Here is a 20,621-nt window from a genome sequence, read left to right as displayed (position 1 = left end):
TCCCCCCCCTTCCCCCCTCCCCCCCCCCCCCCCCCCACCCACACCCCCCCCCCCCCCCCCCCCCCCCCCCCCCCCCCCCCCCCCCCCCCCCCCCCGACGCCGTGCCGGTCCGGGCCCGCTCGGCAGCAGGGGGTGAGGCGCGTTCCGCCTCGTCCCTCCTCGCTCACCTGCTTCCACCCGCGTCCACCTGTGGTCGCCGGCGTTCGGGTCAGTTCGTACCGATCTTCGCGAGCAGGTCGACGATCCGGCCCTGCACCTCGGCGCTCGTCGACCGTTCCGCGAGGAACAGGACCGTCTCGCCCGAGGAAAGCTTGGGCAGCTCCGCATGGTCGAGGTCCGCGGAGGTGTAGACGACCAGCGGGGTGCGGTTCAACTGCCCGTTCGCACGCAGCCAGTCGATGATCCCGGCGCGCCGACGGCGTACCTGCATCAGGTCCATCACCACGAGGTTCGGCCGCATCTGCTGTGCGAGCGTCACCGCGTCCGCGTCCGCCCCGGCCCGCGCGACCTGCATCCCGCGCCGCTCCAGCGTCGCCGTCAGCGCGGTCGCGATGTCGTCGTTCTCCTCGATCAGCAGCACCCGGGACGGGTGCTGCTCGCTGTCGCGCGGCGCCAGCGCCTTCAGCAGTACGGCGGGGTCGGCGCCGTACGCCGCCTCGCGCGTGGCCTGCCCCAGTCCTGCCGCGAGCAGCACCGGCACCTCGGCCGCCACCGCCGCCTGGCGCAGCGACTGGAGGGCGGTGCGCGTGATCGGCCCGGTCAGCGGGTCGACGAAGAGCGCCGCGGGGAACGCGGCGATCTGCGCGTCCACCTCCTCGCGCGAGTGCACGATCACCGGCCGGTAGCCGCGGTCGCTCAGCGCCTGCTGCGTGGCGACGTCCGGCGCGGGCCAGACCAGCAGTCGGCGTGGATTGTCCAGCGGCTCCGGGGGCAGCTCGTCGTCGACGGGTACGGGCTGCGGCTGGTTCGCCACCTCGACGGCGCCGCCGGGGCCGTCGAGCGGTTCGGGCCCCTCCGCGCCCTCGTCCGGTGCGCCTATCGCGTACGACCGGCCCTCGGCGGGAACGGAAAGCCGCTGGTGGGGTTGCTGGGCAACCTGAGGCAGCTGGGGCTGAGGCTGGGGCTGGGACTTCGGGTGCGGCTGCGCGGCGGCCTCGGGCAGTGGACGCTCCTTCTCGGGCGGGGTGGCCAGCTTGCGCCGGCGCCCGGAGCCGAGCGTCTGGTTCTGCGTGGCCTGTGCGGTCTGCGCGACAGACGGGAGCTGCGACGCGGACTGCTGGTTCTGCTGCTGGGCGATCTGCTGGGCGAACGGCACGCCCTGGCCGAGCGTGCGCACGCTGAACGCCCTGCCCTGCGACGCGTCGGCGGAAGCCGCCAGTGCCTCCACGGGTGCCGGTGCGGGTGCCGGTGCCTCGGCGGGGAGCGGCTGAGCGGCGGGGGGCGGCCCGGGCGCGGTGACCGCGGCGGGCGGCAGGGGCACGGATCCGGTGCCGCCACCTCCGGCAGTGGCAGACCCCGTCCCGGCCTCGGCGAGGGCGGCGAGGCCCTGCCCGGAGGTCCTGTTCTCGGCCGCGCGTGCCCGGCGGCGGCCGGTCGGTACGGGGTGCGGCTGCGGCGGGGTGTGATCAGCGTTCGGCTCTGCGTGTGCGGCGTCGTGGCGGCCCTCGTCACCATGATCCGGGGCGGGAGCCGGCGCGGGCGCCGGTGCCGCCGGCGGGACCGGGGCGCGGTCGGCCTCGGCGGGCGGCAGCGCGAACGCGGCTCGCGCGTTTCCGGTGTCTCCGGTGTCTGTGGTGTCCCCGGTGGGCCTGGGCCGTTCCTGTGCGGTCGACAGCGCCCGCCGTGCTCGCCGCCCACCCGGCTGCGCACCGGTACCGGCGGGCTCCAGCGCACCGGCGCCGACGCCACTGCCTCCCGCGCCACCGTCGTGCGACCCGCCGACCGCGACCGAGGGGCCAGGAGCGGGAGGGGCAGGAGGAGCGGGAATCGCGCTCAGGCCGGACGCGCCGTCCCCCCAGGGACCGGCGGTCGTGGCGCCCGGCGCGGCCGGGGTCGTCTCCGCCGGTGAAGGCACACCGGCCGGAGGAGTCGAAGAAGTTGCCGGAGCCGCAGCCGTCGCGGGAGCAGCAGCAGTCACGGAAGCCGCAGCAGCCGTGGAAGCCGACGGAGCGGAAGGCAGTGCGGGCAGCGCCGCCTGGGCGCGGCGGGCGCGGCGGCCGGTGCCCTGGGGGACCATCGCCTCAGGCCCCACACCCTGCGGCGGGACTGTGTTCCCGAGCGCCGGGCGCCCGGCGCCGGCCTCCGCGGAGGTGACGACGGAGCCTTCGGCCGCCGGGGCCGGTGCTTCCGCCTCGGCGGGGCTGGGCCGTCCGCGACGACGGCCCGTGCCACCGGCACCCGCACCGTCCCCACCGACACTGCTGCCCGCGCCGTTCGTACCGCCGCCCGCGCTGTTCGTACCGCCGTTCGTACCCCCGTTTGTGCCCCCGTTTGTGCCGCCGTCCGTTGGGGCGTCCGTGCGCGCACGGCGCCGCCCCGAAGGCTCGCCGGGCGGCTCCGGTTCCACGGGGCTCTCCAGGAACGCGTCCGTGGAGGCCCGCCGTGCGCGCCGCCGACCGCCACCCGACGTGGGCGCGGGCGGCGCGGGCGCGGCCTCCGGCTCGGCCGAGGCGGACGGAGCCGACGGCGGCGTCACCGTCCCCGAGCCCGCGCCCAGCGGCACCTCCAGGACGTACGCGCTGCCGCTCATCCCCGGCACCTCGTGCGTCTGCAGCACCCCGCCATGAGCGGCCACGATCCCGCGGACGATCGGCTCGTGCACCGGATCGCCCCCGGCGTACGGTCCCCGTACCTCGATCCGTACGACATCGCCGCGCTGCGCCGCCGCGACCACGATCGTCGAGTCGACGTATCCGCCGCCCGCTCCCACGACGATGCGGGTCTGACCGGTCGAATCGACCCCGGCGACATCGGCGATCAGATGGGCCAGGGCCGTCGCCAGGCGGGCCGCGTCCACCTCGGCCTCGATCGGGAAGGCGTGCACCGCGAACTGCGCGCGCCCAGGGCCGATCAGCTCGACCGCGCCCTCGACGCCGGCCGTCACGACCGCGTCGAGCAGCACGTTCGCCTTGGCCAGCTGTTCGGTACCGGCGTTCAGCCGCTGGAAGCCGAGCACGTTGTCGACGAGCGTGGTCATCCGGGCGTAGCCCGCGGCGAGGTGGTGCAGGATCTGGTTGGCCTCCGGCCACAGCTGCCCGGCCGGGTCCGCGGCCAGCTTGCCGAGCTCGCCCCGCAGCTCCTCCAGCGGCCCGCGCAGCGACTCGCCGAGTACGGCGATCAGCTGGGCGTGCCGGGCGGTCAGCGAGGCCTCCCGCTCGTCCCGCTCCTCGATCTCCGCCGCGTACCGCTCGGCCCTGTCGGCCAGCTCTGCCGCGTACTTCTCGTCGAGCCGGGCGATCTCGGCGGTGTACTTCTCGTCGCGCTCGGCCAGCTCGGCCGTGTGCCGCTCGTGGCGCTCGGCGATCTCCGTGGTGTGCTGCTGCGTCAGCTCCTCGTAGGGCCGTCGGTCGGTGAACGTCATCACCGCACCGACCAGCTGGTCCCCGTCCCGTACCGGCGCGGTCGTCAGGTCGACCGGCACCGGCTTGCCGTTCTTCGCCCACAGCACCTGGCCCCGGACCCGGTGTTTGCGCCCCGACCTGAGCGTGTCCGCGAGCGGCGACTCGTCGTACGGGAACGGCTCGCCGTCCGGCCGGGAGTGCAGGATCAGCGGGTGCAGCTCCTTGCCGCCGAGATCACTGGCGCGGAAGCCGAGTATCTGGGCGGCGGCCGGGTTGACGAGTACGACCCTGCCGTCGGTGTCGGTACCGACGACGCCTTCGGCGGCGGCCCGCAGGATCATTTCGGTCTGCCGCTGGGAGCGGGCGAGTTCGGCTTCGGTGTCGACGGTGCCGGACAGGTCACGCACGACGAGCATCAGCAGTTCGTCGCCGGTGTAGCTGCTGCTGCTCCCGCCGCTGCCGCTGCCGTACGAGTCGTACGCCTCGCGGCCGTCCTCCAGGCTCGCGCTGGTGACCTCGACGGGGAACTCCCCGCCGTCGGTGCGGCGCGCGACCATCCGGGTCGGCTTCGTACGGCCCCGCTCGTCGGCCGAGTCGGGCCGCCGCATCGATCCGGGGATCAGCTTCGAGTCGAAGGACGGCAGGAGATCGAGCAGACCGCGTCCGACGAGCGCCGTACCGGGCGTCTCGAACATCTCCAGGGCGATGGTGTTGGCGTTGACGACCGTGCCGTTGCAGTTGACGAGAACGAGCCCGTCCGGGAGGGCGTCGAGTATGGCTGCGAGGCGAGCAGCGCCTCGGGATGGCCTGCTGCTCACGACGACGCTTCCTCCCTGACATACAGCATTTTGCGGACGGCCGGCCCCATCTTGCCCCTCGGGCCGCGGCCTGTCACTGGAGGGAGTCTAAAGGCAGGGGATGCGCCCGCGGCGGTGGATGAGGGGGAGCTCTCACCAAGGTTCTGTGTACACGGAGTCGTCCCGCTCCCCGGGGGACACCCTCCGGAACGCCCGCCGACCCGGACGCTGTCCGCGCCGCCCGCAGTCGCCCGTGGGTGTGCGGATGGTGTGCGGAGAGGTGCGGGTGGCGTGGGTGCCCTAGTACCGGGCGGTCGGCAGGACCGGCTCCAGCTCCTCCCAGCGCCGGATCTCGCAGCCGTCGCTGCGGTCGAACGTGGCGTCGATGCTCCTGCCCTGCCAGGACCCGGTGATCCGCGCGGTGGCCGGGCCGCCGTACTCCATCGTGCACATGGCGTCATCGTCGACCGGCTCGAACGGGTCCTGAGCGTCCGTGGCGAACTGCGCCAGCTTGTCGCAGGCGGCCTGCGCCTCGGGGTGCGTGCCGCCCGTCGGGGCGCACGTCAGCTGGTACTCCCCGTTGGCATTCGGGTTCCCGGTGTCCGTGGTGGTCACGGTGAGCCGGTCCCCCGGCTCGAGCTCCAGCAGAGGCAGCGGGAGCGGCCCGAGCATGGACGCGCCCGCGGGCGGGGCGACGGCGGTCAGCGCGGCGACGGAGGCTGTGGCGGTCGCGGCGACGGTGAGGACGAGGCGGCGCAGCATGTGTGCTCCCGGAGGGTCAAGGATCTGGGGACGGCGCCCCGGCATCTCTAACGCTCCGCGCGCCCGTGCGTTGCGCAACCCGGGCTGGGCCGACCGGGGCGCGAACGGCACCGACCGGGTGCCGACCGCGCACCGACCGCTTGTGCCGACCGCTCGTGCCGACCGTTTGCGTCGGCCGGGCGCCGACCCGCGCCACGCGGCCCCACCGGGGCGCGGGTACCTCTTTGCCCCAGGGCCCGCGTGCCTAGTACCGTGGGGAGCGATTGGTGACACCCCACCCGGCTGTGTCATCATCTTGCACGCACCACTCGCGCCCGCGCGGGTGTGCTGGAGGCGTCGCCTAGTCCGGTCTATGGCGCCGCACTGCTAATGCGGTTTGGGTTTTAAAGCCCATCGAGGGTTCAAATCCCTCCGCCTCCGCGCGATCACCGAAGCCCCGGCCCCACGGCCGGGGCTTCGGTCGTTCCCGGTCGTTCCCGGCCGTTCTTCAAGAGTCTTGCCAGGGAGTCCCCAGGGGTGGGCGCTTGCACGGGCGTACGGGCATTTGTGCAGGTCAGATGGGGTTTGGCTAATGGATTTCGCCTGGCGGCGCAGGTCATGTAATGTTGTTCCCGCAACGCCGACCGGGCAGAAAAGCCCGGGAGACAAGCACTCGTAGCTTAACGGATAGAGCATCTGACTACGGATCAGAAGGTTGCAGGTTCGAATCCTGCCGAGTGCACACAGTTCAGAAGCCCCTCGGGATCATCCCGAGGGGCTTCTGACATCAGCGGGTGACATCAACGTCCCCGCCGACGGACTCAGGCCGCGGCATCCGACCCGGCATCGTCCGCGTCATTCTCGTCCGGGTCGTCCACCCCAGCGCATCCCGACGCGATCAAAGGCGGAGCACTGTGAGTCGAGCCGCACGAAGGTGTAGATGTCCATGGTCACGCGGATCGAGCTGTGGCCGGGTACTTCCATGATCATGCGGCGCGTCGGCGACCTGCTCGTGGAGGAGTGAGGCGCAGGTGGGGCGCAGGTCGTGAAAGCGGACCTTGCGGACGCCGGCGCGGACGCTCGGTCCCTCGAAGGACCGGTTCAGGTTGCGCGGACGGCAGGGCCACGCGTCGGGCCGAGCGCTGAGTTCTCGGCGCGACGTCGATCAGCAGTTCGCCGCCGACCCGCTGTAGAGCCTGTCGGACAGTGAGGACGCCTTCGTGCAGGTCGACGTCCGACCAGCGCAGCCCGAGCAGCTCACCCCGCCGAAGGCCGATGCGCACCGCCGGCTCGTACGCGTCCCACAGCCGGTTGTCACGGGCCGCCGTCAGGAGCTGGCGCCCCTCCTTGCCGTGAGCGGTTCGATCTCGCGCTTTCCCATGCTCAGCTCCACGTTCAGGGCCACGTTTAGGGGCCGTTCAGCCGCGGCGCTCCGTGACTCCCGTCGCATTGGGCTGTGTTGATGATTCACCGGACATCCGAGGCCGTCATTCGGCCGGGGCCGGCATGCAGACGTCCAGCAGGGAGAGGAAGGCGGAGGCTGCGGGTGACGGGGTGAACCGGCTCCAGATGAGGCGCTCGACCCGCTTCGGCCCGTTGGTGATCGGCACACACCGCAGTCCATGCAGTTCGGTGGTGAACGTCGCGGGCAGCAGGGCGATGCCCAGTCCATGGCGGACCATCCGGACCATGAGCTCGACGCCGGACACCTCGAAGGCGACCTCGCGCCGCAGGCCGGCCGCAGCGAACGCCTGGTCCGACTGAGCGCGGGCGGCGCTGCCGTCGGCGAAGTCCACGAACACCTCTTCGGCGAGGAGGTCCAGGTCCACCTCGTCGTGCGCGGCCAGTGGGTGGCCCGGGGCGAGCACCGCGACATGCTGCCCGTGAGCAAGTGCCTTGTCACGGACGCCCTGCGGCCGGAACCCGGGCTGTACGCCGAGGAATGCCGCGTCCAGTCTGCCGTCGCGCACCTGCTCGACGAGCTGCTCGCTGGAGCCCGCCCGCAGGCTGATCCGTACCTGGGGGTAGCGAAGGCGGTAGTCCCGGAGCACCTCCGGGAGATCGACGGCTGCAACGGTGGGGATCGATCCGACGGTCAGTTTGCCCCGTATCTCGCCGGTGGCCGCCGCCACCTCCGCCCGGGCCCGCTCGGCTGCTTCGAGGGCTTGGCGGGCGGCGGGCAGGAACGCCTCTCCGGCGGTGGTCAGCCGCACCCGGCGGCTGGTCCGCTCGAACAGCCGGGCCCCCAGTTCCTTCTCCAGCCGGGCCACTTGATGGCTGAGCGCGGACTGGACGATATGGCACCGCTCGGCGGCGCGGGTGAAGCTCGCGGTCTCCGCCACTGCGAGGACGTAGCGCATCTGCTGGAGATCCATTGATCCATCGTGAAACACGATGGACCGGATGACAAACATGCGTTGGACCGATGGATGCACGCTCGGCGATGCTGAAATCACGGACAGGCCACGGCAGCCGGCGACCGGCCCCCGCCAGCCACCGTCCCGGACTGGCGAGGTCCTGAGCCGCCGGCCCGTCGTACTGCCACCGGCGCCCCGGGCGCCCCGACCCCGCGGAGACACCCATGCGCGTGATCGCCTTCGACCACCTGGTCCTGAACGTCGCCGACATCGAGCGCTCGCTCGCTTTCTATGCCGGCCCTTTGGGTCTGCAGCCGGTGCGGGTGGAGGAGTGGCGGGCCGGCAACGCCCCCTTCCCGTCCGTGCGAGTAAGCCCCACCACCATCATTGACCTCGTCCAGGCGCCTGCCGAGCGGCCGGAGGGCTCCAACGTCGACCACATCTGTCTGGTCGTGGAACCGCTCGACTGGCAGCAGGTCATCGATTCCGGCGTCTTCACGGTGCTGGACGGTCCCGGCGAGCGCTTCGGCGCCCAGGGCACCGCGGTCTCCCTCTACGTGCAGGACCCGGACGGCAACACGGTGGAACTGCGCTGGTATCCGCAGGACGCCTGAGGATCCCCGCGCGGCAGACCGTGCTGTCGTCGCCCCCGGAACGCATGGCGTCGCTATGCGGCGGATTGATCACCGCTTCCAGCTGCCGAGACCACTACGCGGCACTGTCGCGATGTACAAGATCCATGATGGAAGCTCTCCGGAGACGGCCGCCGAACCGACCTCAGTGCTCGACCATGACACAGGTGAGCGTCGCCGTTCCGCTGTCTGTCTTGACGACGAACTTGGCTCCGCTGAGACCGTCGACGTCAAACCTTCCCGTATCGTCCGTCGAGACGGTGCCCGAGCTGGACCCCGAGTAGGTCACCTTCGCGCCGCTGGGGAATCCCACACCCCACAGGTGGTACTTGCCGTTCGACTCTCTTTCGACATTGCACGTCGCGCTGGGCGCGACGCCGGGCGCTGTGATGGTCGACGCGTACGCGGCAGCCGCAGGGCCGAGCGCGAGCGCGGGGACGACCAGGGGTGTGAGTGCTGCGAGACGACGTGTCCGGTTCATCGTTCTACCTCCCTTGGGCGCCACCAGTGGGGCCGGTCGGGCGTGACGGCACCGTCACCGGCGGCATCGATCGCACAAGACGGCGATGGGGAAAGCCTCACTCCGTTCCGCCGTGAGTACATCACCCAACATGGGGGATATGTTCGGCTTGTTTGCCGAGCAGCTCCTGGCGACGCAAGCAGCTCTGTCTCGGCTGACGATGATGGCGGGACCGGACGGGCTGTCGAGGCCGCGTCGGACCAGCGCCTGCCCCGGGGATCAGGCCCTGGGCAGGCAGCGCAGGCGACCGCGGGAGCTCCGGGGCCGCCTGCGCTGCCGGCGGGTACGCGCTGTTCAGCCGGTGCCTGGGAGGCGTTGAGGGCAACGCGACAGGCGGCGACGGAGGGAGAGTTCGTGCCCATGGATGGGGCCGGGGCCGGCTGTCTGAGCGGCGGTACGGGGTGGTGGCCCGTCTCTACGCTCCGCCCTCGGCCTCCGCCTCGGCGTCGGCGACGGCGATCGCGATGCCGAGTGCTTTGGCGATGTTGCCGGCTGCCGTCATGACGCGGGCTGTTCCCACGATGGGGGCGATGGCGACCAGGACATCCTGCAGCTGCTCGGCGGTCAGGCCGGCCTGGAGGGCGGGGTCGATGTGGGCGACGTAGGAGATCGGCGGAGCGTCCGAGGCGGCGAGGGCCGCGATGCGGGTGAGCATGAACATGTCCGGGGCCAGCCCGCACCGCTCGATCGAGTCGACCGTCATCGCGGCGAGGGTGTCCAGTACCGGGGTTTCAGATGCTGTGGCCATGGCGGGATGTCTCCTGTTGGTGTCGTGACGAGGATCAGCGGGCGGTAGTGAAGGCTCCGCATCCCGGTGCAGCGTCTACTGCTCGACCGTAAGTCCGATTTCCTCGGACTGCCTGTCCAGGGGATCGTCGAGCAAGGAGGCGGACGGGTGGCAACGGGACGGAACCCGGGGCTGAGCCGTGGCCGGGCCGGCACATGGGCGAGGCTCCTGGAGATGATCCGGGGGTCTGTTGCGTTGGATGTGGTTGAGGAGTACGGGGCATGAGCGTCGGCGGCCGGTGGCAGTGCCGGGGGATGGGCTGGGGCCAGGGGGTCCCGGTGCTGCGGTGGGCGCGTGGCGGGGCGCGGCGGGAGAGCCGGCTCGGGTACGGGCAGGAGATCGGGTTCCGGGGCGTCGGGGAGCGCGGCTGCCTGGGGGCGCGGGGCAATGTGTGTCCGGTCGGGGCCGTCGTGCCGGGGCGGAGTACGGGCGGGCTGTGCCCGGAGTGTGCGCGGCTGGACCGGGCGCACTCGGTGGCCGCCGACACCATCGCCGACGACCCGCGCACGTACCGGGTGTATCTGGCGTGGTTCGGCCCCGGGATGGTGAAGGTCGGCATCACCGCCGAGCAGCGTGGTGCGGCCCGGCTGCTGGAGCAGGGGGCCGTGGTGTTCGGCTGGCTGGGGCGCGGGCCGCTGATGGCGGCGCGGCGTACGGAGGAGCTGCTGCGCGCCGCGCTGGGCGTGCCGGACCGTATCCCGTACGCGCGGAAGCGTGCGGTGCGCGCGCTGCTGCCGGCCGGCGCGGGTGAACGGGCCGCCGAGGTCACGGAGCTGTACGCGAGGGCCGTGGGGCTCGCGGGGTGGCCGGAAGCACTGGAGCGGCTCGGGTTCGAAGTGGTCGACCACGTCGGGGTGTTCGGGCTCGAAGGGCTCCCAGCGGCTTCGGGTGTGGTACGGGAGCTGGCGGACGGCGGGACCGTCGCCGGGCGGCTGCTCGCCGCGGCCGGGCCCGATCTGCACCTGGGCACCCTCGAAGGGCGGGTGGTTGTGGTGGACACCCGCCTGCTGTCCGGTTGGGAGCTGGTCGGCGCCGATCCGCGCGGCCCCCTGACCGTGCCCGTCGACGAGCTGCCGCGCGGCGTACAGGACGGGCTTTTCTGACCGTATGGTCGAGACGGTCGAGACGGTCGAGACGGTAAAGAATGGGATCCCTTTCGACCGGGCACCTGGACACCGCATCGACGCACGTCGGAGGGTGTTCGTCATGAGCGATCACCTTGTGGCGGGCATCGAACCGCCTTACTACACCGTGGTGTTCACGTCCCATCTGAAGGAAGACCCGAGGGGCTACGGCGAGACCGCCGTCCGTATGCAGGAGCTGGTCGAACAGGTGCCCGGCTTCCTCGGGTACGAGTCGGCCCGCACCCCCGGCGGGCTCGGCATCACCGTCGGCTACTTCCGGGACGAGGAGGCCATAGCCGTCTGGAGGAAGAACCTGGAGCACCAGAGCGCGATCAGGCAGGGACGTGCCGAGTGGTACGAGCGCTACAGCGTTCATGTCGGCAAGGTCGAGCGGAGCTACGCCTTTGAGCGCGAGTAGCGGAAACAGCGGGGACAGCGGAAACAGCGGAAACGGCGGGGACAGCGGAAACAGTGGGGACAGCGGGGCCGGCCTGAGCAGCGCGAGTGAGGCTCAGGAGGTGCGGGCGTTCTGGGCGCGGCTCGGGCTGCCCGGACTCGTCGACGTGCACACGCACTTCATGCCCGAGCGCGTCCTCGACAAGGTGTGGGCGTACTTCGACGCCGTAGGGCCGCTGACCGGGGTCCAGTGGCCCATCGTGTACCGCGAGGAGGAGGACCGGCGGATCGCGCTGCTCCAGGGGTTCGGGGTGCTGGCCTTCACCTCGATGCTCTATCCGCACAAGGCGGGCATGGCGGAGTGGCTGAACGGCTGGGCCGCCGACTTCGCCGCCCGGACGCCCGACTGCCTGCACACGGCGACCCTCTACCCCGAGGAAGGCGTGGAGCGGTACGTACGCCGGGCCGTCGAGAGCGGGGCGCGCGTCTTCAAGTCGCACATTCAGGTCGGGGCGTACGACGCCAACAACGCGCTGCTGGACCCGGTGTGGGGGCTGCTCTCCGACGCGGGGATCCCGGTCGTGATGCACTGCGGCTCCGGACCGGCCCCCGGGAAGTACACCGGGCCGGAGCCGGTCGCGCGGCTGCTCGCACGCCATCCGCGGCTGCCGCTGATCGTGGCGCACATGGGGATGCCGGAGTACACGGACTTCCTGGACCTGGCGGAGCGGTACGGCGAGGTGCGGCTGGACACGACGATGGCGTTCACGGACTTCAGCGAGCGGCTCGCTCCCTTCCCGGTGAGCGAGCGGGCACGGCTGGCGGATCTCGGGGAGCGGGTGCTGCTCGGGACCGACTTTCCCAGCATCCCGTACCCGTATGCGCACCAGCTGAGAGCGCTGGAGCGGCTGGAGCTGGGGGACGACTGGCTGCGAGCGGTCTGTTACGAGAACGGCGCCCGGCTCTTCTCGCTGCGTCCCTGAGACGGTTCTCAGGGAATTCACAGGTAAGGGAAAGGCGGCTCTCACGGCACGGTCCGAGGGTGGGACCATGACGACGACCTCTCCCCTGGGACGCACCGAACTGCGCAGGCCGGACGGCGGCGCCGTCCGCGTGCTCGTCGTGGACGACGAGGCCTCCCTCGCCGAGCTGCTCTCCATGGCGCTGCGCTACGAAGGGTGGGAGGTGCGCAGCGCCGGCGACGGTGCGGGCGCGCTGCGCTCGGTGCGCTCCTTCCGGCCCGATGCCGTGATCCTGGATGTGATGCTGCCCGACATGGACGGGCTGGCCGTCCTCGGCAGGCTGCGGCGCGAACTGCCCGACGTGCCCGTGCTGTTCCTCACGGCGAAGGACGCCGTCGAGGACCGGATCGCGGGCCTTACGGCGGGTGGCGACGACTACGTCACCAAGCCGTTCAGCCTGGAGGAGGTCGTGGCGCGGCTGCGCGGGCTGATCCGGCGCTCCGGGGCGGCCTCGGCCGTACGGAGCGAATCGCTGCTCGCCGTCGGTGACCTGACCCTCGACGAGGACAGCCACGAGGTGACCCGGGCCGGTACGTCGATCCATCTCACGGCGACCGAGTTCGAGCTGCTGCGCTATCTGATGCGCAATCCGCGGCGTGTGCTCAGCAAGGCGCAGATCCTCGACCGTGTCTGGTCGTACGACTTCGGCGGCCAGGCCAACGTCGTCGAGCTCTACATCTCCTATCTGCGGCGGAAGATCGACGCCGGCCGGTCCCCGATGATCCACACCAGGCGCGGTGCGGGGTATCTGATCAAGCCTGGCGAGTAACCCGGTGAGTAACCCGGTGAGTAACCCGGTGAGTAACCCGGTGAGTGGCCCGGCGAGTGGCCCGGCGACCCGTGGCATGGGCCGGAGATGGTCGCTGCGGACCCGGCTCGTGGTTTCCGCGGTCGTGCTGATCGCGGTCGTCGCGGCGGTCATCGGCACGGTCACGACGTTCGCGCTGCGGACCTATCTGTACGGGCAGAAGGACGAGCAGTTGCACGGTCTCGCGTTGCGGGCCGCCGGGCCGCCGCCGGAGGTACCCCGCGGCCCGGGGCTGCCGGACAACCCGCTGCGGTTCGTCACCGGGGGCGGTGCGCCGCTCGGCACGGTCGGTGCCGAGGTGGCCGCCGACGGCTCCCTCGGTGACGGGCTCGTCTCCGCACAGCAGGAGACGGACGGGGGTCCGCAGCTCACGGACCATGCGCTGGCGGAGGCGGAGAAGGCGGCGCTCGCCGGTGTCCCGCGTGACGGCAACGCGCACAGCGTGGAGATCCCCGGGCTCGGCGACTACCGCGTCGAGTACGTGTCGGGCGGCAACGGCGCGTTCCTCGTCGGCGTACCGCTCGCCGAGGTGCACAGCACCATCGGCACGCTCGTCGTCGTCGAGATCTGTGTGACCGGTGCCGGGCTGATCGCCGCCGGGCTGGCGGGCGGGACGCTCGTCGGGGTCGCGCTGCGGCCGCTGCGGCGCGTCGCCGCGACCGCCACCCGGGTCTCCGAACTCCCGCTGCACAGCGGCGAGGTGGCGCTGTACGAGCGCGTACCGGACGCCGAGGCCGATCCGCGCAACGAGGTCGGACAGGTCGGCGCGGCCCTCAACCGGATGCTCGACCATGTCCACTCCGCGCTGCACGCGCGGCAGGAGAGCGAGACGCGGGTACGGCAGTTCGTCGCGGACGCCAGCCATGAGCTGCGCACTCCGCTCGCCTCGATCCGCGGCTACGCCGAGCTGACGCGCCGCGGCCGGGAGGAGACCGGGCCCGACACCCGCCATGCGCTGGGGCGGATCGAGGCGGAGGCGACCCGGATGACGGGGCTGGTCGAAGATCTGCTGCTGCTGGCGCGCCTCGACGCGGGACGGCCGCTCTCGTACGAGAGCACCGATCTCTCGATGCTCGTCGTGGACGCGGTGAGCGATGCCCGCGCCGCCGGGCAGGACCACCTGTGGCGGCTGGACCTGCCGGACGAACCCGTGACGGTACGGGCCGACCCGGCGCGACTCCAGCAGGTACTGGTCAATCTGCTGGCCAATGCCCGTACCCACACCCCGCCCGGGACCACGGTGACCGCGCGGGTCCGGCCGCTCGACTGCCGGACGGCCGTCGCCCTGGAGGTCCGGGACGACGGGCCCGGCATTCCGCACGCACTGGTCCCGCACGTCTTCGAACGTTTCGCACGCGGTGACGCCTCGCGCTCGCGGCACGCCGGGAGCACGGGTCTCGGGCTGGCGATCGTGCAGGCCGTCGTCGCCGCGCACGGTGGGACGGTGGGCGTGGAGAGCGTGCCGGGCCGCACGGTCTTCTCCGTACGTCTGCCGCTCGCGCGGCTCGGGCAGGAGATCCGGGACTCACAGACGGCGCACAGGCTCACCACACAGCCGTGACAGCAGCCTTGGCGAGAGTCAGGGCCATGCGAACCGACACTGCACCGGGCACCCTGCCGGCACGGGAGCATCTGCCCGTCGGCATGGCGGGCACGCCCGTACTCGACGTGGTGATTCCTGTCTACAACGAGGAGAAGGACCTGGAGCCGTGCGTACGGCGGCTCCACAGCCACCTCGCGCACACGTTCCCGTACAGCTTCCGGATCACGGTCGCCGACAACGCGAGTACCGACCGTACGCCGCAGGTGGCGGCCGCGCTCGAAGCCTCGATCCCGGGGGTACGGGCGTACCGGCTGGAGGAGAAGGGGCGCGGCCGTGCGCTGCGCGCCGCGTGGGCGGCCTCCGACGCGCCTGTCCTCGCGTACATGGACGTGGATCTGTCCACCGACCTCAACGCGCTGCTGCCGCTGGTCGCCCCGCTGATCTCCGGGCACTCGGATCTCGCGATCGGGTCGCGGCTCGCGCGGTCGTCGCGCGTGGTGCGCGGCCCGAAGCGGGAACTCATCTCCCGGGCCTACAACCTGATCCTGCGCTCCTCGCTGGCCGCCCGCTTCTCCGACGCGCAGTGCGGGTTCAAGGCGATACGGCGGGACGTCGCCGAGCGGCTGCTGCCGATGGTCGAGGACACCGGGTGGTTCTTCGACACCGAGCTGCTGGTGCTGGCCGAGCGGGCGGGGCTGCGGATCCATGAGGTGCCGGTGGACTGGGTCGACGACCCCGACTCCACCGTCCACATCGTGCGGACGGCCGTCGACGACCTGAAGGGCGTCTGGCGCGTGGGGCGCGCGCTGGCGGTCGGTGCACTGCCGCTGGACCGGCTGGCGCGGCCGTTCGGCGACGATCCGAGGGACCGGCAACTCAGCGGCGTACCGGGCGGACTGGCCAGGCAACTGGTCGGTTTCTGCGTGGTCGGCGCGCTCTCCACCCTCTTCTATCTGCTGCTGTACTCCGTCTTCCGCGCGGGTGTCGGGCCGCAGTCGGCCAACGCCGGCGCGCTGCTGGTGTCGGCCGTCGCCAACACGGCGGCGAACCGGAGGCTCACGTTCGGGGTACGGGGGCGGGAGCGCGCCGTACGCCACCAGGCCCAGGGCCTCGTCGTCTTCGGCATCGGCCTCGCGCTCACCAGCGGCTCGCTCGCGGCGCTCGACGCGGCTTCCGGCAGTCCGTCCCACGGCACGGAACTGGCGGTCCTGATCGTCGCCAACCTCGCGGCGACGGTGCTCCGTTTCCTGCTCTTCCGGGCGTGGGTCTTCCCGGACCGGCACGGCGACGGCCCTGCGGGGCCCGGCCACGCCCAGTCCGGCGACGTGACCGTACAGCTGCGAGGTCTGCGCTTCGGCGACGAGTTGACCGCGAACACGGCCACGACGACCACGACTATCGCGACGACCTCGACGAACGCGATGAACACGACGAACACGACCTCGACGAACACGACCACGGGGACTCGACGATGACGACACTGCCGCACGACAAGTACGAGGGGCTGCCGGGCGCTGACGCGTCCGCGTCGCTCCGGGCCGCCGAGGTGGCCGATGGGGCGGCGGCCGATGGGGCGGCGCACGCCGCCCCGCCCCGCGCCCGGATCTGGCGGGGACGGGCCGAGGACCCGGCCTGGGTACGGCCCGCCGTGCTCGCGCTGCTCGTGCTCACCGGGCTGCTGTATCTCTACAACCTCAGCGCCTCCGAATACGCCAACTCCTTCTACTCCGCCGCGGTTCAGGCCGGCAGCGAGAGCTGGAAGGCCTTCTTCTTCGGCTCCTCCGACGCCGCGAACTCCATCACCGTCGACAAGCCGCCCGCCGCCCTCTGGCCCATGGCCCTGTCCGTGCGGCTGTTCGGGCTCGGCTCGTGGCAGATCCTGCTGCCCGAGGTGCTGATGGGCGTGGCCACGGTCGGCGTCGTGTACGCGGCCGTGCGGCGGCGGTTCAGCCCGGCGGCCGGGCTGATCGCGGGAGCGGTGCTGGCGCTCACTCCGGTCGCCGCGCTGATGTTCCGGTTCAACAATCCGGACGCGCTGCTCGCGCTGCTCATGACCGTCACCGTGTACTGCGTGCTGCGGGCCCTCGAAGGCGCACGCACCAAGTGGCTCGTGTGGGCGGGTGTCGCGGTCGGCTTCGCGTTTCTGACCAAGACCTTGCAGGCGTTTCTGATCCTTCCGCCGCTGGCGCTCGTGTACGCGGTCTGCGCGCCCACGACCGTACGGCGACGCCTCGGCCAACTCGCGCTCGCCGGGCTGGCGTTGATCATCTCCGGTGGCTGGTGGGTCGCGATCGTCGAACTGTGGCCCGCGTCCTCGCGCCCGTACATCGGAGGCTCGCAGAACAACAGCTTCCTGGAGCTCACCTTCGGCTACAACGGCCTCGGCCGGATCAACGGCAACGAGACCGGCAGCGTGGGCGGAGGCGGCGGAGGCGGCGGAGGCGGCCGTCAGGGCGGCTGGGGCGAAACAGGCATCGGGCGGATGTTCAACGAGAGCATCGGCGGCCAGATCTCCTGGCTGCTGCCCGCAGCGCTGATCCTGCTGGTCGCGGGGCTGGTCACCCTGTGGCGGGCGGGGGGGCACCTCCCAGGCCGAAGGCTCTGGGGGAGCACCGACACCGCCAGGTCCGCGTTCCTGGTGTGGGGCGGCTCGCTGCTGATGACCCTCGCGGTCTTCAGCTTCATGGCCGGAATCTTCCACGAGTACTACACGGTGGCGCTGGCCCCGTACATCGCGGCGCTCGTCGGCATGGGTACGACGGTGCTGTGGGAGGAGCGCGCGCAGTTCGCCTCGCGTGTGGCGCTGGCCGCCACCGCGGCCGCGACCGCGGTCTGGGCGCACGTGCTGCTGGGCCGTACGGAGGACTTCGTGCCCTGGCTCGGCTCGGTGGTGCTGGTGGGCGGGCTTGTGGCGGCGGCCGGGCTGCTGTTCGCGGGACGGCTCGGGCGGCGGCTCGCGCTCGGTGCGGCCGGCCTCGGTCTGGCGGCCGGGCTCGCCGGGCCGGTGGCGTACACCCTGTCCACGCTGGACACCGGCCACCAGGGCTCGATCGTGACGGCGGGGCCGGCCTCGATGCGGGGCGGTCCGGGCGGCGGTGGTCCTGGCGGCCGCGGCGGTGACGACGGCGGCGGGGCGCGGATGATGCCGCCCGGTACGACCGGAGCGATGCCCGGAGCGATGCCTGGCGCGATGCCCGGCGGAATGCCCGGGGGCGGCATGGGCCAGCCCCCGACGGGCGGCCAGGGCGGCCAGGGCGGCCAGGGCGGCCAGGGCGGGCAGGGCGGGCAGGGCGGCCAAGGTCAGGGCCGGCAGGGTCAGATGCCCGGCATGGGTCAGGGCCAGATGCCCGGCATGGGCCAGGGGCAGGGCCAGGGTGAACTCCCCGGCCTCGGTGGCGGCGGCATGGGCGGCCTCCTCAACGGCGTCGACGTCAGCTCCGCCGTCGCGGACAAGCTCAAGCAGAACGCCTCCGACTACACCTGGGCAGCCGCCGCTATCGGCTCCCAGAACGCTGCCGGCTACCAGCTCGCCACCGAGAAGCCGGTCATGGCGATCGGCGGCTTCAACGGCAGCGACCCGTCCCCGACCCTCGCGCAGTTCAAGCAGTACGTCGCCGAGGGGAAGATCCACTACTTCATCGCGAGCGGCGGTCAGGGCGGCGGCATGGGCGGCCCCGGAGGCAACGCCAGTAGCGGGATCTCCACCTGGGTCGAGGAGAACTTCACCCAGGTCACCGTGGACGGCACCACCCTCTACGACCTGATGGCCGAAAAGTAATCCCTATACGGCGTACGAGAACCCTTGTACGGTGTACGAGACCAAGTCCCGTACACCGTACAAGGAGCCGGAGATGACGGCGACGACCGCCGAGAGCACCTCCTCCGCCCCCACCGGCGGCCACCCGCAGCGCTGGCTGATCCTCGGCGTCATCTGCCTCGCCCAGCTCACCGTGCTGCTCGACAACACCGTCCTCAGCGTCGCGATCCCCTCCCTCACCACGGAGCTCGACGCCTCGACCGCCGACATCCAGTGGATGATCAACGCGTACTCACTGGTCCAGTCGGGCCTCCTGCTCACCGCGGGCAGCGCCGCCGACCGCTACGGCCGCAAGAAGATGCTCACCACGGGCCTCGCCCTCTTCGGTCTCGGCTCACTGTCGGCCGGACTCGCCCAGGACGCCGGGCAGCTGATCGCCGCCCGCGCGGGCATGGGTATCGGCGGCGCGCTCCTGATGACCACGACCCTCGCCGTGGTCATGCAGATCTTCGACGAGAAGGAGCGGGTGAAGGCCATCGCGCTCTGGGCCACCGTGGGCTCGCTCGGCTTCGCCGCGGGACCGCTGATCGGCGGCGTCATCCTGAACCACTTCTGGTGGGGCATGATCTTCCTGATCAACCTGCCGGTCGCGCTGGCCGGTCTGATCGCCGTCGTGAAGCTCGTCCCCGAGTCCAAGGCTGTGTCTCTCCGGGGGACAACCCCCGGACCCCCGGTCCAGGGAGACCGGCCCGACCTGGTCGGCGCGCTGCTCTCCACCATCGGTATGACGGCCGTGGTGTACGCGATCATCACCGGACCGGAGCACGGCTGGCTCTCCGCCCAGGTGCTGGTCCCGGCCGTCGTCGGTGTCCTCGTCCTCGGGGCGTTCGCGCTCTGGGAACTGCGCATCCCGTATCCGATGCTGGACATGCACTTCTTCCGCAACCAGCGCTTCGTCGGCGCGGTCGCGGGCGCTCTGCTCGTCGTCTTCGGCATGGGCGGCTCGATCTTCCTGCTCACCCAGCATCTGCAGTTCGTGCTCGGCTACGAGCCGCTGGAGGCCGGTCTGCGCATGGCGCCGTTCGCGCTCACCATCGTCGTGCTCAACCTCTCGGGCCTCGGCCCCAGGGTCGTGGTCAGGCTCGGCACGCCGCTCACCGTTCTCGTCGGTATGGCGCTGGTCTCGGGCGGACTTGCCGCCATCGCCGTCCTCGGCGGCGGCACGGACGGCAGCTATGGAGGGATGCTGCTCGGCCTGGTTCTGATGGGCGCCGGTATCGCGATCTCGCAGCCCGCGATGGCCACCGCGATCATGAGTGCCATTCCGACCGAGAAGGCGGGTGTGGGCGCGGGCGTCAACGGCACGCTGGCGGAGTTCGGCAACGGCCTCGGCGTCGCGGTGCTCGGAGCCGTACTGAACTCCCGGTTCGCCTCGCTCGTCGCCGTCTCGGCGACCTCGCTCCCCGCTGCGCTCGCCGCGACCAAGAGCCCCGCGGAGAAGGCGCGCATCGCCGATGCCTTCGCCGCCAGCCTGCAGACGAGCCAGCTCGTCGGCGCGGCGGCGGTGCTGGCGGGCGGAGTCCTGGCCGCGGTGCTGCTGCGGCGGGCCGAGCGGGCAGACTCTCTGCAGGTGGCGGCATAGCATCTGAACTGGGTGGACCGCCCGGTGGGAACGAGGAGGGTACGCCATGGTGTCGTCAGCCGACCGTACGAAGCACCGGGCGGTGACGAGCGTATGGCTGGAGGGCAAGGCCCCCCGGGGCCGCAAGGCCGACCAGCCGTCCGGGCTCGACCGGGACAAGATCACCGCGGTGACGGTACGGATGCTGGACGCGGAAGGGCTGGCGAAGTTCTCCATGCGCCGGCTCGCCGCGGAGATCGGCGTGACCGCGATGTCGGTCTACTGGTACGTCGACACCAAGGACGAGCTGCTGGAACTGGCCCTCGACTCCGTCTACGACGGGATGCGGCTGCCCGACCCGGCGCAGGAGGGTGCGGACTGGCGCGACCAGCTCCGCGAACTCGCCGCCGCGTACCGCCGGTTGCTCGTCGCCCACCCCTGGGTCTCCGCACTCGTCGGTACGTACCTGAACATCGGCCCCCACTCGCTGGCGTTCGCGCGTACCGTGCAGGGAGTCATCGGCAACACGGGACTCCCGCTGAACTGGCAGGCGGCCGGCATGGCCGCGGTCTTCCAGTTCGTCTACGGAATCGGCACGGTCGAGGGCCACTTCAAGAAGCGCTGCGTCGACGCCGGGATGTCGCTGGACGAGTTCTACGCGGAGGCCATGGGCGCGACCCGGAGCATGCCCGAGCTCGCGGAGATGCTCCAGGACGCGGAGAAGGTCATCGAGGCGCGGGGCGGGGACACGGTCGAGGAGATGCTCGACCGGGACTTCGACAACGCGCTGGAGCTGGTGATCGCGGGCATCGAGACGATGGTGGCCCGGGGGTAGGGGGCGTCTGCGGCGGGCCCACGCGCCGGAGCCGCACATCGGGCACTGCCCCTGCCCCGCCCTGCCCCGCCCCTCCCGGACCGGGGCAAGCCCCCCGGACCCCAGGTCGTGACCGGTACCG

The 20,621-nt window shown here is 71.8% G+C and carries 15 protein-coding genes and 2 tRNA genes; 12 read left to right on the top strand and 5 right to left on the bottom strand.

The window, feature by feature from the left end:
• Positions 1 to 208: 208 nt before the first annotated feature.
• Together AC0699_RS26340 and AC0699_RS26335 are read right to left on the bottom strand one after the other, a co-directional pair.
• Complete coding sequence (locus AC0699_RS26340; protein WP_478664684.1) at positions 209 to 4,378, bottom strand: PAS domain-containing protein; 4,170 nt, start codon at positions 4,376 to 4,378, stop codon at positions 209 to 211.
• Positions 4,379 to 4,657: 279 nt separating this feature from the next.
• A complete protein-coding gene (locus tag AC0699_RS26335; protein WP_478664681.1) occupies positions 4,658 to 5,119 on the bottom strand; it encodes an SSI family serine proteinase inhibitor in 462 nt (153 codons plus the stop codon).
• A gap of 329 nt (positions 5,120 to 5,448) precedes the next feature.
• Between AC0699_RS26335 and AC0699_RS26330 the strand changes: the two genes are divergently transcribed.
• Positions 5,449 to 5,539: transfer RNA gene (locus tag AC0699_RS26330), tRNA-Ser, on the top strand.
• A 228-nt stretch (positions 5,540 to 5,767) separates the two neighbouring features.
• Positions 5,768 to 5,840, top strand: a tRNA-Arg gene (locus AC0699_RS26325).
• A gap of 745 nt (positions 5,841 to 6,585) precedes the next feature.
• Here the strand turns inward: AC0699_RS26325 and AC0699_RS26320 are convergent.
• On the bottom strand, positions 6,586 to 7,473 hold the full coding sequence (locus tag AC0699_RS26320) for a LysR family transcriptional regulator (protein WP_478664678.1): 888 nt from the start codon (positions 7,471 to 7,473) through the stop codon (positions 6,586 to 6,588).
• Between the two features lie 206 nt (positions 7,474 to 7,679).
• On the opposite strand from AC0699_RS26320, the gene AC0699_RS26315 reads away from it, so the two are divergent.
• Complete coding sequence (locus AC0699_RS26315; RefSeq protein WP_478664676.1) at positions 7,680 to 8,069, top strand: VOC family protein; 390 nt, start codon at positions 7,680 to 7,682, stop codon at positions 8,067 to 8,069.
• A 163-nt stretch (positions 8,070 to 8,232) separates the two neighbouring features.
• Here AC0699_RS26315 and AC0699_RS26310 read toward each other — a convergent pair whose 3' ends face one another.
• Both AC0699_RS26310 and AC0699_RS26305 read right to left on the bottom strand, forming a co-directional pair.
• Positions 8,233 to 8,568 carry a hypothetical protein gene (locus tag AC0699_RS26310; protein WP_478664673.1) on the bottom strand — a complete coding sequence of 112 codons (336 nt, stop codon included), beginning with the start codon at positions 8,566 to 8,568 and terminating at the stop codon, positions 8,233 to 8,235.
• Between the two features lie 454 nt (positions 8,569 to 9,022).
• Positions 9,023 to 9,355, bottom strand: a complete 333-nt coding sequence (locus AC0699_RS26305) for a carboxymuconolactone decarboxylase family protein (RefSeq protein WP_478664671.1) — start codon at positions 9,353 to 9,355, stop codon at positions 9,023 to 9,025.
• A 260-nt stretch (positions 9,356 to 9,615) separates the two neighbouring features.
• Here AC0699_RS26305 and AC0699_RS26300 point away from each other — a divergent pair, with 260 nt between their 5' ends.
• From AC0699_RS26300 to AC0699_RS26260, 9 genes are all read left to right on the top strand, one after another.
• Positions 9,616 to 10,497 (top strand): DUF2797 domain-containing protein, encoded by an 882-nt coding sequence (locus tag AC0699_RS26300; protein ID WP_478664668.1) that lies wholly within the window; start codon positions 9,616 to 9,618, stop codon positions 10,495 to 10,497.
• A 103-nt stretch (positions 10,498 to 10,600) separates the two neighbouring features.
• A complete protein-coding gene (locus AC0699_RS26295; RefSeq protein ID WP_478664666.1) occupies positions 10,601 to 10,936 on the top strand; it encodes an antibiotic biosynthesis monooxygenase family protein in 336 nt (111 codons plus the stop codon).
• Positions 10,923 to 11,897: an amidohydrolase family protein gene (locus tag AC0699_RS26290; protein ID WP_478664664.1), complete on the top strand. Its 975-nt coding sequence runs from the start codon at positions 10,923 to 10,925 to the stop codon at positions 11,895 to 11,897. Before AC0699_RS26295 ends, AC0699_RS26290 begins: the two co-directional genes overlap by 14 nt.
• A gap of 67 nt (positions 11,898 to 11,964) precedes the next feature.
• On the top strand, positions 11,965 to 12,705 hold the full coding sequence (locus AC0699_RS26285; protein ID WP_478664661.1) for a response regulator transcription factor: 741 nt from the start codon (positions 11,965 to 11,967) through the stop codon (positions 12,703 to 12,705).
• Between the two features lie 76 nt (positions 12,706 to 12,781).
• A complete protein-coding gene (locus AC0699_RS26280; RefSeq protein ID WP_478664705.1) occupies positions 12,782 to 14,305 on the top strand; it encodes a sensor histidine kinase in 1,524 nt (507 codons plus the stop codon).
• Positions 14,306 to 14,331: 26 nt separating this feature from the next.
• Complete coding sequence (locus tag AC0699_RS26275; protein WP_478664659.1) at positions 14,332 to 15,762, top strand: bifunctional glycosyltransferase family 2/GtrA family protein; 1,431 nt, start codon at positions 14,332 to 14,334, stop codon at positions 15,760 to 15,762.
• Positions 15,759 to 18,065: an ArnT family glycosyltransferase gene (locus AC0699_RS26270; RefSeq protein WP_478664657.1), complete on the top strand. Its 2,307-nt coding sequence runs from the start codon at positions 15,759 to 15,761 to the stop codon at positions 18,063 to 18,065. The genes AC0699_RS26275 and AC0699_RS26270 overlap by 4 nt, the downstream gene beginning before the upstream one ends.
• Before the next feature lie 73 nt (positions 18,066 to 18,138).
• The gene (locus tag AC0699_RS26265) at positions 18,139 to 19,686 is read left to right on the top strand and encodes an MFS transporter (RefSeq protein WP_478664703.1); all 1,548 of its coding nucleotides are present in this window, start codon (positions 18,139 to 18,141) and stop codon (positions 19,684 to 19,686) included.
• Between the two features lie 46 nt (positions 19,687 to 19,732).
• Positions 19,733 to 20,500: a TetR/AcrR family transcriptional regulator gene (locus tag AC0699_RS26260; protein ID WP_478664654.1), complete on the top strand. Its 768-nt coding sequence runs from the start codon at positions 19,733 to 19,735 to the stop codon at positions 20,498 to 20,500.
• Positions 20,501 to 20,621: the final 121 nt, after the last annotated feature.

The organism is Streptomyces sp. NPDC043870 (genome assembly GCF_056435785.1).
Note: the sequence above shows the minus strand (reverse complement) of the source record. Positions and strands in the feature narration are given on the sequence as shown.